This is a genomic window from Microbacterium sp. LWO12-1.2 (assembly GCF_040675875.1).
GTDB lineage: Bacteria > Actinomycetota > Actinomycetes > Actinomycetales > Microbacteriaceae > Microbacterium.
Genome location: NZ_JBEGII010000001.1, coordinates 1,149,025 through 1,165,633, shown reverse-complemented (window position 1 = coordinate 1,165,633; position 16,609 = coordinate 1,149,025). Strand labels below are relative to the sequence as shown.

The 16,609-nt window shown below is 67.4% G+C and carries 11 protein-coding genes; 4 read left to right on the top strand and 7 right to left on the bottom strand.

Annotated elements, in window-relative coordinates; genetic code table 11:
• Positions 1-106 precede the first annotated feature (106 nt).
• The 4 genes from MRBLWO12_RS05490 to MRBLWO12_RS05475 are packed head-to-tail and all read right to left on the bottom strand — an operon-like array spanning position 107 to position 5,248.
• Positions 107-574, bottom strand: a complete 468-nt coding sequence (locus MRBLWO12_RS05490) for a hypothetical protein (protein ID WP_363553464.1) — start codon at positions 572-574, stop codon at positions 107-109.
• Positions 571-2,907 (bottom strand): NAD-dependent DNA ligase LigA, encoded by a 2,337-nt coding sequence (ligA, locus tag MRBLWO12_RS05485; RefSeq protein ID WP_363553462.1) that lies wholly within the window; start codon positions 2,905-2,907, stop codon positions 571-573. Before ligA ends, MRBLWO12_RS05490 begins: the two co-directional genes overlap by 4 nt.
• Positions 2,908-2,965: 58 nt before the next feature.
• On the bottom strand, positions 2,966-4,063 hold the full coding sequence (gene mnmA, locus MRBLWO12_RS05480; RefSeq protein WP_363553460.1) for a tRNA 2-thiouridine(34) synthase MnmA: 1,098 nt from the start codon (positions 4,061-4,063) through the stop codon (positions 2,966-2,968).
• A gap of 9 nt (positions 4,064-4,072) precedes the next feature.
• Positions 4,073-5,248: a cysteine desulfurase family protein gene (locus tag MRBLWO12_RS05475; protein ID WP_363553458.1), complete on the bottom strand. Its 1,176-nt coding sequence runs from the start codon at positions 5,246-5,248 to the stop codon at positions 4,073-4,075.
• Between the two features lie 93 nt (positions 5,249-5,341).
• On the opposite strand from MRBLWO12_RS05475, the gene glgX reads away from it, so the two are divergent.
• The 3 genes from glgX (at position 5,342) to glgB (ending at position 11,751) form a co-directional block, all read left to right on the top strand.
• On the top strand, positions 5,342-7,414 hold the full coding sequence (gene glgX / locus MRBLWO12_RS05470; protein WP_363553456.1) for a glycogen debranching protein GlgX: 2,073 nt from the start codon (positions 5,342-5,344) through the stop codon (positions 7,412-7,414).
• 66 nt (positions 7,415-7,480) lie between these two features.
• The gene (locus tag MRBLWO12_RS05465; RefSeq protein ID WP_363553454.1) at positions 7,481-9,553 is read left to right on the top strand and encodes an alpha-1,4-glucan--maltose-1-phosphate maltosyltransferase; all 2,073 of its coding nucleotides are present in this window, start codon (positions 7,481-7,483) and stop codon (positions 9,551-9,553) included.
• A complete protein-coding gene (gene glgB / locus MRBLWO12_RS05460) occupies positions 9,550-11,751 on the top strand; it encodes a 1,4-alpha-glucan branching protein GlgB (protein WP_363553452.1) in 2,202 nt (733 codons plus the stop codon). The genes MRBLWO12_RS05465 and glgB overlap by 4 nt, the downstream gene beginning before the upstream one ends.
• A gap of 58 nt (positions 11,752-11,809) precedes the next feature.
• On the opposite strand, the gene MRBLWO12_RS05455 is transcribed toward glgB, so the two are convergent.
• Positions 11,810-12,733, bottom strand: coding sequence for a tetratricopeptide repeat protein (locus tag MRBLWO12_RS05455; RefSeq protein ID WP_363553450.1), 924 nt, complete (start codon positions 12,731-12,733; stop codon positions 11,810-11,812).
• Complete coding sequence (locus MRBLWO12_RS05450) at positions 12,730-14,655, bottom strand: glycosyl transferase (protein ID WP_363553448.1); 1,926 nt, start codon at positions 14,653-14,655, stop codon at positions 12,730-12,732. The genes MRBLWO12_RS05455 and MRBLWO12_RS05450 overlap by 4 nt, the downstream gene beginning before the upstream one ends.
• A 175-nt stretch (positions 14,656-14,830) precedes the next feature.
• Here MRBLWO12_RS05450 and MRBLWO12_RS05445 point away from each other — a divergent pair, with 175 nt between their 5' ends.
• Entirely contained in the window at positions 14,831-15,886 is a 1,056-nt protein-coding gene (locus tag MRBLWO12_RS05445; protein ID WP_363553446.1) for an AI-2E family transporter, read from the top strand.
• Between the two features lie 6 nt (positions 15,887-15,892).
• Here the strand turns inward: MRBLWO12_RS05445 and MRBLWO12_RS05440 are convergent, their stop codons facing one another.
• Positions 15,893-16,609: an alpha/beta hydrolase gene (locus MRBLWO12_RS05440; protein WP_363558528.1), complete on the bottom strand. Its 717-nt coding sequence runs from the start codon at positions 16,607-16,609 to the stop codon at positions 15,893-15,895.

The following is a 16,609-nucleotide window of genomic DNA, read 5'->3' as shown; positions in this document are numbered from 1 at the left end:
AGAAGAGCGGGGCCGGTTCGCCGGCCCCGCTCTTTTGTCTTCGTCGAAGAGTCCCGCATCGAGAAGGTCGTCGTGGCGCCGTCGAGTCTGCCGCTCTGCTCGCGAGTCAGGCCGCCCCACGAGCGAGTTGCGCGGCGACGTCGATCAGCTGCTCCGGATGCGCCAGGAGTGCGCGCTGCTCGGGGTTCTCGATGAGGTAGGCAAGCAGGCTGTGTGCGCCTGCGACCGTCGGCGCCCAGTACCCACCGACGTGGTGACGACTCAGTGGCACGGTCAGCGGCTCGCCATCGACGGTGAGCGTCACAGCGCCATCGTCGGGGTCGATGCCGATATCGGACAGCGCGACCGCCGTCAACGCGCCGAGCACGACCGTCCCCACGAGGCCAGGCAACCGGAACCGCGTCGTCGGCACGTCCAGCGCGATCTCATCGACGCTCGCCCACGAAAGGATGCCCCGGCTCTCCGCGCCCTCCCGAAGGAGGACCGCATCCTGCGTCAGACGCAGGTGATTCCTACCGGGGTCCCCGACGGCTAGTGCCTCGGAGACAGCGATCAGCGGTCCGTAGCGCTTCACGATCCCGAGGGTCCGACGGGCGGGAGCGCGTCCGGCCCCTCGGTCACGAGAATGTGGAACTGCGCCGCATCGAGGATGCGCACACCGAGCTCCTCCGCCTTCGCGAGCTTGGAGCCCGCGCCAGGCCCTGCCGCCACGAAGTCGGTCTTCTTGGAGACACTTGATGCGGCTTTGCCACCCGCCTGGATGATCGCCTCCTGCGCACCATCACGCGTGTACCCGTCCAGTGACCCGGTCGCGACGACGGTCAGCCCGTCGAGCACACCGCCCTCTGCCACGGCCGCTCCGGGACCAGGATGACCGGGTGTCGACCACTGCACGCCGGCATCCGCCCATGCCTGCACGATCTCCTGGTGCCAGTCAACGTCGAACCAGTCGAGCAGCGAGTCGGCGATGATCCCACCGACGCCTTCGACAGCCGCCAACTCCTCCCGCGACGCGGCACGGATCGCGTCGAGCGACCCGAACCACTGGGCCAGTGCGCGAGCCGCGACGGGACCGACGTGCCGGATGTTGAGCGATACGAGCAGCCGCCAGAGTTCCTTGGTCTTCGCCTTCTCGAGCTCTGCCAGCAGTGTCAGAGCCTGCGACGAGGGCTGAGGGCCGTCCTTGCCCGCCTTCTTCTCCGCAGCGGTCGGGTTTCGCCGGAACGGCGCTCTGGTCTTGACGACACCGTCGTCATCTTCCTTCGGCAGTCCGGTCTCGGCATCCCGCACGAACAGCTCGATCGGCACCAGCTGATCGAGGGTGAGGGCGAACAGCCCCGCCTCGGTCACCAGCGGAGGCACCTCGGGCGTGGTCGGCTGGGTCAGTGCAGCCGCCGTCACCTCACCGAGTGCCTCGACATCGAGGGCGCCGCGCGAGCCGATGTGCTCGACGCGCCCCCGCACCTGCGCGGGGCACGAGCGCGCATTCGGGCAACGGAGGTCGATGTCGCCTTCCTTCATCGCGCGCAGCGGGGTTCCGCACTCGGGGCAGTTCTCGGGCATCACGAACTCGCGCTCCGTACCGTCGCGACGCTCGACGACCGGCCCCAGCACCTCGGGGATCACGTCTCCCGCTTTACGGAGTACGACCGTGTCACCGATCAGAACTCCCTTGGCCTTGACCACGTCCTTGTTGTGGAGGGTCGCCTGACGCACCACAGACCCTGCCACGTGCGCAGGCGCCATGACGGCGAACGGAGTCGCACGGCCGGTGCGTCCCACCGACACCACGATGTCGAGAAGCGTGGTCTGCACCTCCTCCGGCGGGTACTTGTATGCGATCGCCCATCGCGGCGCGCGGCTCGTCGCCCCGAGTTCGTCGTGCAGGGAGAGCTCATCGACCTTCACCACGATGCCGTCGAGCTCGTGCTCGATGTCGTGTCGATGCTCGCCGAAGTAGGCGACGAAGTCCGCGACCTCGTCGATGCTCGAGCACACCTTCGTGTGCGGGCTGGTCGGCAGGCCCCATTCGGCCAGCAGCCCGTATACCTCGCTCTGGGACGAGACCGGGGGTTTCGCCCACGCGCCGATCCCGTGCACGTACAGCGCGAGTGACTCGATGCGCAGCAGGCCTGCCTCGAGCTCCAGCCCGTCCTTCTTGTCGATCTGCTGCCGGAGACCACCGCTGGCGGCATTGCGAGGGTTCGCGAACGAGGGGAATCGTCGTGCAGCCGCCGTCTTCGCCTTCTCCTCGTCGAACGGCTTCTTGGCACCACCGCGCGCCTCCCAGCGGCTCAGGGCATCGTTGTAGGCGCGCTCACGGAAGTCCGCCTGAGCGGCGTTGAGACGTTCGAACGCGGCGACGGGGATGAACACCTCGCCGCGCACCTCCACGATCGCAGGATGCCCGCTGCCCACCAGGCGCTCGGGAATCTCCGGGAGCCGCAGCGCGTTCTCGGTGACGATCTCGCCCACGCGGCCGTCGCCGCGTGTCGCCGCCGAAGTGAGAACGCCATGCTCGTAGCGGAGGTTGATGGCGAGACCATCGATCTTCAGCTCGGTCAGCCACGCCACGTCTCGCCCCGCGGCGGCGTGCGTCTTGGCGGCCCATTCCCGCAGCTCCTCGATGGAGAACACGTTGTCGAGGCTCAGCATCCGCTCGGCGTGCTCGATCGTCGCGAGTCCAGTCGCCTCGGCTGCCCCGACCATCTGCGTCGGCGAATCCTGCCCTTGAAGCTCCGGATGCAATCGCTCGAGTTCTTCGAGCCGATGCATCCAGCCGTCGTAGGTGAAGTCGTCGACCACAGAGGTGTCGCGCCCGTAGTACGCATCCTTCGCCTCGAGGATGCGGGTCGTCAGCCCCTCGGCCTCGGTGCGGGCGTCTTCCAACGAGATGTTCTCAGGCACCCCGTCAGTCTACGAGCGCCCACCGACATCGCTCCGGTGCCTCGCTGATCCTCAGCGGTCAGACAACGACGGGAACGGCCGACACCGTCGCATCGATCGTGAACTGCCCGAGTACGCGCGTGCCGATGTACAGCACCGCGGTCTGTCCGGGCGCGACGCCGTCGAGCGGCTGCTCCGGGACGACGCGCACGCCGTCCGCCGTGACGAACGCCGTCGCAGGGACCGGTTCCGCATGCGCACGGATCTGCACGTGGCAGAAGAACTCCGCTTCGACCGGGCCCGCACCAGCCCAGCTGAAGCGCGCACCAGAGATCTCGCCGATGGCGAGCGCCTCCTTGGGACCGACCACGACCGTGTTGGACACGGGCCGTACCTCGAGCACGAAACGAGGCTTGCCGTCGGCAGCGGGAACACCGAGCTTGAGCCCACGCCGCTGCCCGACAGTGAATCCGTGAGCGCCCTCGTGCGAGCCGACCACGGCTCCGGAGCGATCCACGATCTCCCCCGTGGCCGTGCCGACCTTGTCGGCCAACCAGCCGCGGGTGTCTCCGTCAGGGATGAAGCAGATGTCGTGGCTGTCCGGCTTCTGCGCGACCGTGAGGCCGCGCTCTGCGGCCTCGGCACGGACGATGGCCTTCGAGGGGGTCGTGCCGAGCGGGAAGTAGGTGTGCGCGAGCTGCTCCGCGTTCAGCACGCCGAGCACGTACGACTGATCCTTGGCGTTGTCTGACGCGCGGTGCAGCTCGAGCCCGGCCTCGCCCTCGATGAGCGTCGCGTAGTGGCCCGTGCACACCGCATCGAAGCCCAGCTCGATCGCGCGCTCGAGCAGTGCCGCGAACTTGATCTTCTCGTTGCACCGCATACACGGGTTCGGGGTGCGCCCCGCCTGGTACTCGGCGATGAAGTCGTCGATGACGTCATCGCGGAAGCGCTCGGAGAAATCCCATACGTAGAAGGGGATGCCGAGTCTGTCAGCGGCTCGGCGCGCGTCCATCGCATCCTCGATCGTGCAGCAGCCCCGGCTGCCGGTGCGCAGCGTACCGCCCGCGCGCGAGAGGGCCAGATGCACCCCCACCACGTCGTGTCCTGCCTCCACGGCGCGCGCAGCCGCCACGGCGGAGTCCACTCCCCCGCTCATCGCCGCCAGTATCCGCATACGACCAGTCTACGAGCGCGCGCCTGTGCTGGACCCGGATGCGCGCGCATAGACGTCGGCGATGACGCCGAGCACCGCGTCCACGTCCGCGTCGGTGGATGTCCGACCCAACGTGAATCGCAGCACGCTCCGGGCATCCTGCTCCCCTCGCCCCATCGCGATCACGACGTGCGACGGTTCCGCCACGCCGGCCTGGCACGCCGATCCGGTGGAGGCCGCGACTCCGGCGACGTCGAGGAGGAACAGCAGACTCTCGCCGACTGCGCCAGGGAAGAGGAGATGCGCGTTCCCGGGCAGACGCTGGCGAGGATCACCGAGCAGCTCTGCGGTGGGGACACGCGATCTGATCCCGTCCACCAGACGGTCGCGCAACGCGCTGAGGCGTGCACTCTCCGCCTCTCGTTCCTGCTCGGCGAGCTCGATCGCGGTGGCGAACGCCGCCGCACCTGCGACATCCTGCGTACCGGCGCGGAGGCCGCGCTGCTGCGCGCCACCGCGGAGCAGCGCGGTCAGCTTGGCCGTCCGCGCCACCACCAGCGCTCCGACGCCGACCGGCGCCCCGATCTTGTGGCCGGCGACGCTCAGCGCGACCAGGCCTGTCCCCGCGCTCGCCTGCCCACGCAGCGAACGGAACGACATCGGAAGGTGTCCGAGCGCGGCGACGGCGTCGAGATGCAACGGCACTCCGGCCGAAGCGGCAGCCGCCGTCAGCGATGCCGCATCGTTGATCGTGCCGACCTCGTTGTTCGCGATGAGAGCCGTGGCGAGGGCGGCACCGGGCAGCCGTTCCGCGAAGTCGGACGAGGCGATGCGCCCGTCCGTCCGCACCGGGACCGTGCGCACGACCGCTCCCTCGACGACCAGAGCCGCGACCGTGTCCATCGTCGCGTGATGCTCCGCGTCGGGGAGCACGATGTCGCACGTCCCCGGGGTCCTGGCATGCCAGAGGCCTTGCAGGGCGAGGTTGATCGACTCGGTGCCACCCGACGTGAAGACGACTTCGATGGGGTCGGCGTCGAGCACCGCCGCCACGCGCTCTCGTGACTCCTCCAGGAGTCGACGGGCGTCCTGTCCAGCCCCGTGGGTCGAGGAGGCGTTGCCCACCAGCTCCGACGCCGCCAGCCAGGCGTCACGCGCCTCCGGCCGCAACGACGTGGTCGCCGCATGATCGAGATAGTGCCGCATGAGTCCATGCTCCCCCATTTCCGCACCCCCAGGGCACGGGGAACCGAGTGCACGTTGTCCTGACACCCGGTCACATCCGCCTAGTGTGTACTCATGCCCGCGTCCCGAGACTTCACTGCGCCCGGCGGAACAGCACTCGACGACCTCGGCGTGCGCCTGCACGACGGTGTCGGTACCCTCCGCATCTGGTCGCAGAACGCTTCGTCCGTCGAACTCGTCGTCTTCGATGCGACCGACCTCGATTGGGCGACCGATCAGGTTGCGCTGGAGCGCCTCCCCGGTGGCATCTGGCAGGTCACCACCCCCCTCCTCCAGCCGGGTACCCGCTACGCGATCCGTGTCGGCGGTCCTCACGGTCCCGGGAACACGTTCAACCCGGAGACCATGCTCCTGGACCCCTATGCGCGCGGCCTCGCCCAGGGCGACGGTTACGAAGAGTGGCGCTCCGTCGTGATCGTCGACGGCTTCGACTGGGGCGACTCCCAGAAGCCTCGTATCCCGCTCGACCGGACCGTGATCTATGAAGGCCACCTGAAGGGCCTGACCAAGCGTCACCCTGACGTGCCGCCCGCGCTGCACGGCACGTACGCAGGACTTGCGCATCCCGCGATGATCGCGTACTTCCACGAGCTCGGGATCACCTCGGTCGAGCTCCTCCCGGTGCACGCATTCGTGCCCGAGCCGCGACTTCTCGAACGCGGACTCACGAACTACTGGGGATACAACACCCTCAACTTCTTCACACCTCATAACGCCTACGCCAGCGAGGACGCACGCAAACAGGGTCCGGAAGCAGTCCTCGCCGAGTTCAAGGGGATGGTGCGGCTGCTGCACGAGGCCGGGATCGAGATCATCCTCGACGTCGTCTACAACCACACGTCCGAAGAGGGCATCGGAGGTCCGCGGTCGAGCCTGCGCGGGATCGACAACGCCAGCTACTATCGGCAGGACGAATCCGGGGTCTACATCGACACCACGGGGTGCGGCAACACGCTCGACACGTCGACCGATGCCGGTGCACGGCTGGTCCTGGACTCCCTGCGCTACTGGGCTCAGGAGATGCAGATCGACGGCTTCCGCTTCGACCTCGCCGCCGCGATCGCCCGCGACGCCTCGCACACCTACACGCCGGAGCATCCCCTACTCACCGCCATCGCGAACGATCCGATCCTGCGCGACACGAAGCTCATCGCCGAGCCGTGGGACGTGGGTCTCGGCGGATGGCAGACCGGCAACTTCCCGGCCGGCTGGCACGAGTGGAACGACCGGTATCGCGACCGCGTCCGCAACTTCTGGCTCAGCGACATCGACTACGCACGACGTGCATCCGCCCCTGTCGGCATCGGCGGCTTCGCGACGCGCCTCGCCGGTTCCTCGAACACGTTCAGCGAAGACCGCGGCCCGCTCGCCAGCGTCAACTTCGTGACCGCCCACGACGGGTTCACCCTGCACGACCTGGTGTCCTACGACGTCAAGCACAACGAGGCGAACGGCGAGCAGAACCGCGACGGCGCCGACATGAACCGCGCGTTCAACCATGGCGTGGAGGGCCCGACCGACGACCCGACGATCCTCGCGGCGCGACGGAAAGCCATGCGCAACCTGTTGGGCACGCTGCTGCTGTCCGCGGGCATCCCCATGCTGACGGCCGGCGACGAGGTGGGCCGCACACAGCGTGGCAACAACAACGCCTACGCGCAGGATTCCGCCATGACGTGGCTGGGCTGGGAGTTCGAGCCCTGGCAGAACGATCTGCGTGCGCATGTCTCCCGGCTCATCGCACTCCGCGCATCGAACCCCGCGCTGCGCCCGAGCCGCTACGCCCGCCTCGGCGAGCACATCCCGAACGCCTCGGTCATGGACTGGTTCGACCAGAACGGCGAGACCATGGAGAGCGCGCAGTGGACGGACCCCGGCAACCGTACGCTCCAGTATGTCGCGGCCTCGACCCCGGATCGCGAGCAGTACAACCGCATCCTGCTCATCGTGCACGGGACCGAATCGCCGATCGACGTGCGGCTGCCCGACGAGATCGAGGACGCGACGCGATTCGTGTCGCTCTGGTCGAGCGCCGATGAGCGTCCGTCCGACACCGAGGAGTCGTTCTCGCCCGGCGATGTGCTGCCGATCCCCGGAACCTCGATGAGGCTCTTCCGGGTGGAATGACATCCCTGGCCGACGCACCCGGAGCGGTCGCTACCCGCGGCCCCTTCTGCGCGGTACATTCGGGGTGTGGCTGCACGTGCTGGTACCCGGTCCTCGGCTCTTCGGAGCTCCGCTCAGATCCCGACGCGCGCGCTGGTCGGTGATACTGGCAGAGAAGGCCTCCGCGCGACACGGCTCCCGCTCTCGGACGCGTCGCCGTCGGTTCCCGGCGGATTCCCCGCGAAGGCGTTCGTCGGAGAGGTCGTCCCGTTCAGCGTCGTCTCGTTCCGCGAAGGTCATGACGCACTCGGTGTGCATCTCCGGCTCACGGATCCGCACGGCGAGCAGAGTCTGCATCGGCTGACTCCCCGCAACGACGGCACCGATCGCTGGACGGTCGATGTCGCGCTCGACGTCCAGGGGACGTGGACCTATCGGTTCGAGGCGTTCTCGGATGACTTCGCGACGTGGGCGCACGCGGCCTCTCTGAAGGTCGCGGCCGAAGTGGACGTCGACATCATGGCGGCTCTCGGAGCCGAGCTGCTCACCCGCGCAGCGGCGGAGAAGGATCGACCTGCCGCGCAGCGCGCGCGGTTGCGTGCAGATGCCGCCGCCCTTGCTGCGGGAGACGCGGCCACGACTCTTGCGCTGTCGACGGACGCCGGCCTCGCTCGGATCTTCGCGGACCGCCCCACGATCACGTTGAGCTCCACCTCGGACGCGCAGTCGATCGTCGTCGATCGCACCGCCGCTGGCGTCGCCGCCTGGTACGAGTTCTTCCCTCGGTCCGAAGGCGCGAAGCGGTTGAAGGACGGCACGGTCAAGAGCGGCACATTCCGCACGGCTGCGAAGCGACTGCCCGCGGTCGCCGCCATGGGTTTCGACGTGCTCTACCTCGTGCCGATCCACCCGATCGGAGAGACGAACCGCAAGGGACGCAACAACACGCTCACCACCGAGCCGGGCGACCCCGGGTCTCCGTATGCGATCGGCTCGGCGGACGGTGGACACGACGCCATCCACCCCGACCTGGGCACCGCACAAGACTTCCGGGCATTCGTGCGCGCTGCACGCAAGGAGAGCCTCGAGATCGCCCTCGATCTGGCGCTGCAGGCGTCGCCCGATCACCCGTGGGTCACCGAGCATCCCGAGTGGTTCACGACGCTGCCGGACGGCACGATCGCCTATGCCGAGAACCCGCCGAAGAAGTATCAGGACATCTATCCGCTGAACTTCGACAACGACCCCGAGGGCATCTACGACGAGATGCTGCGCATCGTGCAGCATTGGGTCCGGCAGGGCGTGAAGATCTTCCGCGTCGACAACCCGCACACCAAGCCGCTGCAGTTCTGGGAGTGGCTGATCGCTGTCGTGAACGCAGAGGATCCGGATGTCATCTTCCTGGCGGAGGCCTTCACCCGTCCGGCGGTGATGCGCGCTCTCGCGGCGGTCGGATTCCAGCAGAGCTACAGCTACTTCACCTGGCGAAATACCAAGGCGGAGCTCGAGGAGTTCCTCACCTCGGTGTCGCAGGAGACCAGCGACTACATGCGTCCGAACCTCTTCGTGAACACGCACGACATCCTCACCGAGTACCTGCAGTTCGGCGGCAGAGCGGCCTACCGCATCCGGGCGTGCATCGCGGCCACCGCAGCTCCTCTGTACGGCGTGTACGCGGGCTACGAGCTCTTCGAGAACGTCGCCAGGCCAGGTTCGGAAGAGAACATCGACAACGAGAAGTACGAGTACAAGTTCCGCGACTGGGAGGGCGAAGAGAAGCGCGGCGACTCGCTCGCCCCTCTCCTGCGATCCCTCAACACGATCCGCCGCGCGCACCCCGCCCTCCGCCAGCTTCGCAACTTCCGCGCGCATTGGAGCGATGACGACGCCGTGCTTGTGTACAGCAAGCATCTGGATGCCGCCTTCACCGGCACAGGCCAGGCGGACACCATCATCGTCGTCGCGAACGTCGACCCCCATTCGGTCCGCGAGACGACCGTGCACCTCGACACCACGGTGTGGGGTGTCACGCCCGGTGAGAGCTTCGAGGTCGAGGATCTCCTCACCGGAGCGGTGTGGACCTGGAACGACCACAACTACGTACGCCTCGACGCCTTCATGGAGCCGGTGCACATCCTGAAGGTGAAGGAGCGGTCATGAGCTACCTCGAAGACGTCGCGGCATCCACCGATTGGGAGGCGATCGCAGCCGGATCGTTCCACGATCCCCATTCCCTGCTCGGCTCCCACCCGATCACGGATGCCGCTGATCGTACCGTCACCGTGGTCCGCGCCCGGCGCCCGCTCGCGTCGTATGTGGCGGCCGTCTTCGCAGATGGCAGTCGACTCGAACTCGCGCATGTCGCTCATGGGATCTGGGAGGCGCGGCATGACGGACCACCCGTCGCGTATCGCCTCGCGACCGCCTACGGCGACGATGAAGAGACGATCGCCGGCGACCCCTATCGCCACCTTCCCACGCTGGGCGACCTCGACCTGCATCTGATCGCGGAGGGTCGTCACGAGCGCCTGTGGCACGTCCTGGGCGCACACCCGCGCACGCTGGACGGCGAGGATGGTGTCGCATTCTCGGTATGGGCGCCGAACGCCACCGCTGTGCGGGTCGTCGGGGACCACAACGGATGGAACGGTGAGCCGCACGCGATGCGGTCGATGGGCGTGAGCGGCATCTGGGAGCTCTTCATCCCCGGGTTGAGCGCCGGCGACCACTACAAGTTCCAGATCCGCACCCGTGAGGGGTCCTGGATCCTGAAGGCCGACCCGATGGCATCCCGTGCCGAGGTGCCTCCCGCGACGGCGTCCGTCGTCGCGACCTCCTCGTATCGCTGGGCGGACGGCGCCTGGATGACGCGGCGTGCAGCGACACACGCTGTGGCGCAGCCGCTGTCGATCTATGAAGTCCACCTCGGTTCGTGGCGCGGTGGACTCGGCTACCGTGACGCCGCCGAGCCGCTCATCCAGCACGTCACCGACACCGGATTCACGCACGTCGAGTTCATGCCGCTCGCCGAACACCCCTTCGGCGGATCGTGGGGGTATCAGGTCAGCGGCTACTACGCGCCGACCAGCCGGTTCGGGAGCCCGGACGACCTCCGCTACCTGATCGATCGCCTGCACCAGGCCGGTATCGGCGTGATCATGGACTGGGTGCCCGGCCACTTCCCCAAGGACGCCTTCGCGCTCGCGCGCTTCGACGGTCAGCCGCTGTACGAGCACCCGGACCCCCGCCGAGGCGAGCACCAGGACTGGGGCACGCTGATCTTTGACTACGGTCGCCCGGAGGTGCGCGGATTCCTCGTCGCGAACGCGCTGTTCTGGCTCAGCGAGTTCCACGTCGACGGCCTCCGCGTCGACGCGGTCGCCTCGATGCTCTACCTCGACTACTCGCGAGAGGCAGGTGAGTGGGAGCCCAACATCCACGGCGGTCGGGAGAATCTGGAGGCCATCCGCTTCTTGCAGGAGGTCAACGCGACCGCCTATCGCCTGCACCCCGGCATCATGATGATCGCCGAGGAGTCGACGAGCTTCCCCGGAGTCACCGCTCCGACCGACCACGCCGGACTCGGCTTCGGTTTCAAGTGGAACATGGGGTGGATGAACGATTCCCTCCAGTACATCGAACGCGATCCGATGTATCGTTCCCACCACGAGGGTGAGATGACCTTCTCGTTCGTCTACGCGTTCGGCGAGAACTATCTGCTCCCCATCAGCCACGACGAGGTCGTGCACGGCAAGGGCAGTCTGCTCGCCAAGATGCCGGGCGACCACTGGCACAAGCTCGCGAACGCGCGCGCCTACCTGGCGTACATGTGGGGTCACCCTGGCAAGAAGCTCCTGTTCATGGGGCAGGAGTTCGGCCAGCTCGCCGAGTGGTCGGAGGGCAGAGAACTCGACTGGTGGCTGCTCGATCAGCCCTCGCATCGGCAGCTGCAGGACTTCGTCGGCGTGCTCAACCAGACCTATCGAGCCCAGGCGCCCCTCTGGGAGCGCGACAGCGACGGCTCGTCCTTCTCCCGCCTCGGCGCCCCGAGCTGGGATCCCACCGTCATCGCCTTCGAGCGGCGCGATGCCCATGGCGGCAGGGTCGTCGTGGTGAGCAACTTCTCCGGGGTCGAGCGCGCAGGTCACCCTCTCGCCCTCCCGAAGGAGGGTGTGTGGCAGGAGATCCTGAACACCGACGCCGGAGAGTACGGCGGGCGGGGTTCAGGGAATCTCGGACTCGTCTACGCGCACGCCGACGGTGAAGCGGCAACCGCCACCATGACATTGCCGGCGCTGTCGACCATCTGGCTACGCCACCAGAACGATCCGCACGTGCCGACGATCAGCAGAGGTTGAGGCGCGGCGACGACAGCACGACTCAGCGAGCCCGGCGCCGTCGCACGCGGCGCTGAGCTCAGAACAGCAGCGATGTGAGCCTGTTGCGTGCCGCGAGCACGCGCGGGTCTGCGACGCCGATCAGCCCGAACAGCTCGACCAGACGCTCACGGACCGGCGTGCGCTCGTCCGACGGGAGCTTCTCGAACAGGTCCAGAAGTCGCCCGAAGGCATCCTCCACGTGCCCACCCGCGAGATCTAGATCGGCAACGTCGAACTGCGCCTGAACATCGAGCGGGTCAGCAGCTGCTGCCGCACGCGACGTCTGAAGATCCAGCCCCTGCGTGCGGTCGAGAAGTCGCACCTGGCCGAGGCCCGCGAGAGCATCCTCGTCGCGGGGGTTCTCTGCCAATGCCTTCTCGTAGGCGGTGACCGCAGCCGCGTAGTCACCGATCTCGATCGCCGCGAACGCTTCCGCGTGCAGCGGCGGGAGCGGCGGCTCCGCCGGCGCCTCGTCGGCCGCGACAGCGTCGCCGACGGGCAGTGAGCCGGTCACCCCGTTCTGGGCGGCGAGCTGCAGCAGCTGCGCGAAGACCTCGCGGACCTGGGATTCCGGCACAGCGCCGGTGAACATCGGGACCGGCTGCCCCGCGATCAGCGCGACCACCATCGGGATCGACTGCGCACGGAAGCTCTGCGCGAGCTGCGGGTTCGCATCCACGTCGACCTTGGCGAGCAGCACACGGCCGCCCAGCTCCCTCGTCACCTTCTCGATGATCGGGCTGAGCTGCTTGCACGGGCCGCACCACTCGGCCCACAGGTCGATCACGACCGGCACGGTGCGCGAGATCTCGAGAATCTGCCCGAAGGTCTCGTCGGTGGCGTCGACGACCACATCGCCGACGCGCGGTGCGGGCGCGCTCGGCGCGGAGGGATCCGGCCGGTTGCGCAGGCTCGACAGGTCGACGGCACCGCGCAGGGCGGCGGGAGAAATATCGGTCACTTGATCACCTTTGCGGAGATGAGGTCCTGGTGGACGGCGAGGAGTCTGATCTGTTCTGTGGATCCCTGCGCGGGGACCGCGAAGAACACCTGGAACGAATAGGTGGTCTCGATGCCCTTGGCAGCCTCCGAGACACCCGTCAGAGCCTTTGCCTGCGGGTTCTCACCGAACCGGATCACGGCATCCGGCACGGTCGGAGTGACCGTCTCGGTGTCAGTGAGGACGACGCTCACGATCGCGCCGCTGCCGAGCGTGGTCATCGCCACCGGCGCCACATCGGCGGGGGTCATGTCGAACGTCACCTGGGACGTCTCCGAGGCGTTGTTGTCGACGAGCCTCTGCACCAGTTCCTGACGGCTGTCATTGATGGACGTCGCGAGACTCAGCGACGGATCGTCGAACAGGCCGTAGGAGGCGCTCTTCTCCCCTTCGTCGACGACATCCGCGAACGCGGTGGCGAGGTCAGCAGGAGGAACAGTGAGGAAGGCGGAGTCCTCGGGGACCAGCGAGGTGCCCAGCCAGCTGGCCGCGACTTCGGGAAGCGCCACATCGGCTGACATCTCCGCCATGTGGGAGACCTTGTAGTTCGACCAAGGATCCTGCTGCGTCATCGTGAGGATCACCGGGGGGACGGTGTCGTCACTCGTGCTCTTCGACAACAGGAGCACGGTACGAGGCCACCGATCAGTCGCCTCCGGCAGGACGACCTCGACCTTGTCGGTCGGAATCGCCGCGGGAGGTGTCGTGTCTGGGAGCTCCGTGCGCAGCGCATACTCGGTCGTCCGGGCGGTGAGCGCGGGCCCGTCGAGACGGGTGGCCGCGAGGTCCAGGTCAAGAGCAGTGTCCGCGTCGACGAGAGTCGCGGAGATCTCCTGAAGAATCCGCGTCGCCTGGGACTCGGTCACGGCGGGCGGCTTCTGGTTGTCCGGAGCGATGACGGTCGGGGTCGGCGACGGCGTCGCGGACGCGTCCTCGAACTGCGGCCAGGAATCCGCCGAGCATCCGCTCGCAAGAAGCGCGGTGAGGCCGATCGCGGGCAGCGCGATCAGGCGCAGACGACGTCGAGGCGTGCGGGTGGCACGCAATGAGGTCTTCGAATCGGGATCCTTGGTCTCGTCGACGATCTCCGCATCCTCCACCTCGGAGTTCGGAGTCTGGGGAGCCGCGGACTCTCCGGACGGCTGCTCAAGGGCATCGCGCTCCGCGGGCGGAAGCGAAGCGACATCGATCGGCTCGGTGACGGGCAACGGCCCCGGCCCCTTACGGCGGGGTCCACGTCCGCGTCTCTGGTGACGGATGCCGAGGACATAGAGGATCAGACCGACCAGCAGCACGGCGCCGCCGGCAGCCATCAGGGGACCAGCCCACGGCGTGCTGTTGTCGAGGGGCCAGGAGATAGCGATGTCATCCGGCGCATCCTGGGTACCGTCGTAGGCGATCAGCACGCTCATGCCGTCGGGAAGCTGCATGTTGTTGGCGATCAGGTCATCCGTGTCGCTGAACGAGTCGAGCCACAGGTCGGAACCGACGGGGTTGCGCACGACGGGCTCGTCCGTGGTGCCACCGTCGGCGTCGCCCTCGCCCTCATCCTCGACAGGGGGTGCCGCGACATGCTCGACATCGAAGGTGCCGTCCTTCGCGACGCTCACCTGGTTGTAGTCCGAATCGGCGAGCCAGGCCTCGAGGTCGGAGGTGCGCCCGTAGGCGGCGAAGATGTCACCGTCGCCGTGGATCAGCAGCGTCTGCGCTCCCGGATTGCTCCGGAGCACCTCGCCATCCATCAGCACGAACGGCGCGGGTTCCTGGACTTCGACCCGGCTCGACTCGGTCGACGGACCCATGAAGATGGTCCGCTGAGCGATCCCGGCGCCGATCAGCACCGCGGCCAGCACGAAGGCCACCACGGCCCATACGAAACGCACGAATAGTCTCCTCACGCGTCTCGGAACCTTCCCATGACGCAACACTCGACATTCCAGACTATCGAAACCACCTGTGTGTTGCCCAAAGAACGTTCGTGCGATGCTGTTCGGCACGTCGCTGCAGCGCCGGGGTGCCGGGTCGATAGCCTGACACCAGCAGTCCCGAGGAGTTCAGATGAAGATCCACAATCCTTTCCGCACCGCCCTGGTGGCGACTCTCGGCGTGGGGTTGGGCATCCTCCTGATCGGGAGCGTGCAGAACCTCTCCACCGTTCTGCTCTACGTCGGCACCGCGCTCTTCCTCAGCCTCGGTCTCGACCCTGTTGTCGCGTTCCTCGAGCGGCGCAAGCTCCCTCGGTGGTCAGCAGTGCTGGTCACCATGCTCGTCGTACTCGGCGTGTTCGCCGGAATCGTGCTCATGATCCTCCCGCTCCTGGTCGATCAGATCAGTCAGCTGGTGCGCCGGATCACGCTGTTCCTCCAGAGCACGTACATCGGGGATGTCAAGACGTGGATCATCGAGGTGTTCCCCGGGCTGCAACCGGATTTCATCGACGACACGTTCACACGAGCGACGGACTGGCTGGTGGAGAACTGGGGTTCGATCACCGAAAGCGTCATCGTCGTCGGAACCGCCATCGTCACAGGTCTGTTCGGTGCCTTCATCGTGCTGATCCTCACGATCTACCTCACCGCCTCGACGCCTTCGCTCAAGCGCGCGGTCTACCAGCTCGTACCCGCCTCGAAGCGCGACCGCTTCGTTGACCTTGCGGAGCAGATCACCGACTCGGTCGGCTACTACGTCATGGGTCAGCTGTCGCTCGGCGTGATCAACGGTGTGCTGAGCGCGATCTTCCTGTCGATCATCCAGGCGCCGTTCCCCGCCGTGCTCGCTGTGGTCGCCTTCTTCTTCTCCCTGATCCCGCTGGTGGGAACACTCACCGGGTCGACACTGATCGTCCTGATCTGTCTGATCCCGGGGCTGGGCTCCCCGGCCACGGCCATCGCCGCAGCCATCTACTACCTCATCTACATGCAGATCGAGGCGTACATCATCTCCCCCCGCATCATGAGCCGCGCGGTATCCGTGCCGGGCGCGGTCGTCGTCGTCGCTGCGCTCGCCGGCGGGAGCCTGCTCGGACTGCTCGGGGCGCTGATCGCGATCCCGGTGGCCGCGAGCATCCTGATCATCTATCGGCAGGTGCTGATCCCGCGCATGAACGAGCTCTGAGACCGCTCAGGCGGTCGGAGGCCAGTGCGTCGCGAGGGGAAGGGCCGACGGGTTCACTGCGGCCACTATCTCCGTGAGCACCCGTCGTGTCTGAGTCTCCCCCACCCAGAGATGCTTTCCGCCATCCACGGCGATCAACTTCGCGTGCGGGATCGACGAAAAGCGCTCCCGCGCTTCGGCGGGGCGCAGGTAGTCGTCGAGCTCGGGGACGAGCACCACGACCTCTCGATCGGTGCCCGACCAGGCAGCGACCTCTTCGTCCGTCGCGCGATGCAACGGCGGCGACAACAGGATCACGCCCTCGATGTCGTGGTCGCGGCCGTATTTCAGCGCGAGTTCCGTACCGAACGACCAGCCCAGGAGCCACGGACGCGGCAGTGCGCGCTCGCGGACGAAGTCCATCGCTGCGGCCACGTCGAACTGCTCAGCGCCGCCGCCGTCGAATGCGCCGTCGCTGGTCCCCCGGGGTGATGTGGTCCCCCGCGTGTTGAATCGGAGTACCGCGAGGTCAGCCAGCGCCGGAAGACGGCCAGCCGCCTTGCGCAGGATGTGGGAGTCCATGAAACCACCGGCGGTGGGCAGCGGGTGCAGTGTCACGAGAGTGGCCACGGCCTCGCCGGCTTCCGGCTGAGCCAGCTCGCCGACGAGAGTCAGCCCGTCGGCTGTCTGCAGCTCGATGTCCTCACGTCGGGCCGGCAGCTCCAACGGGCCACGAATCTCGAT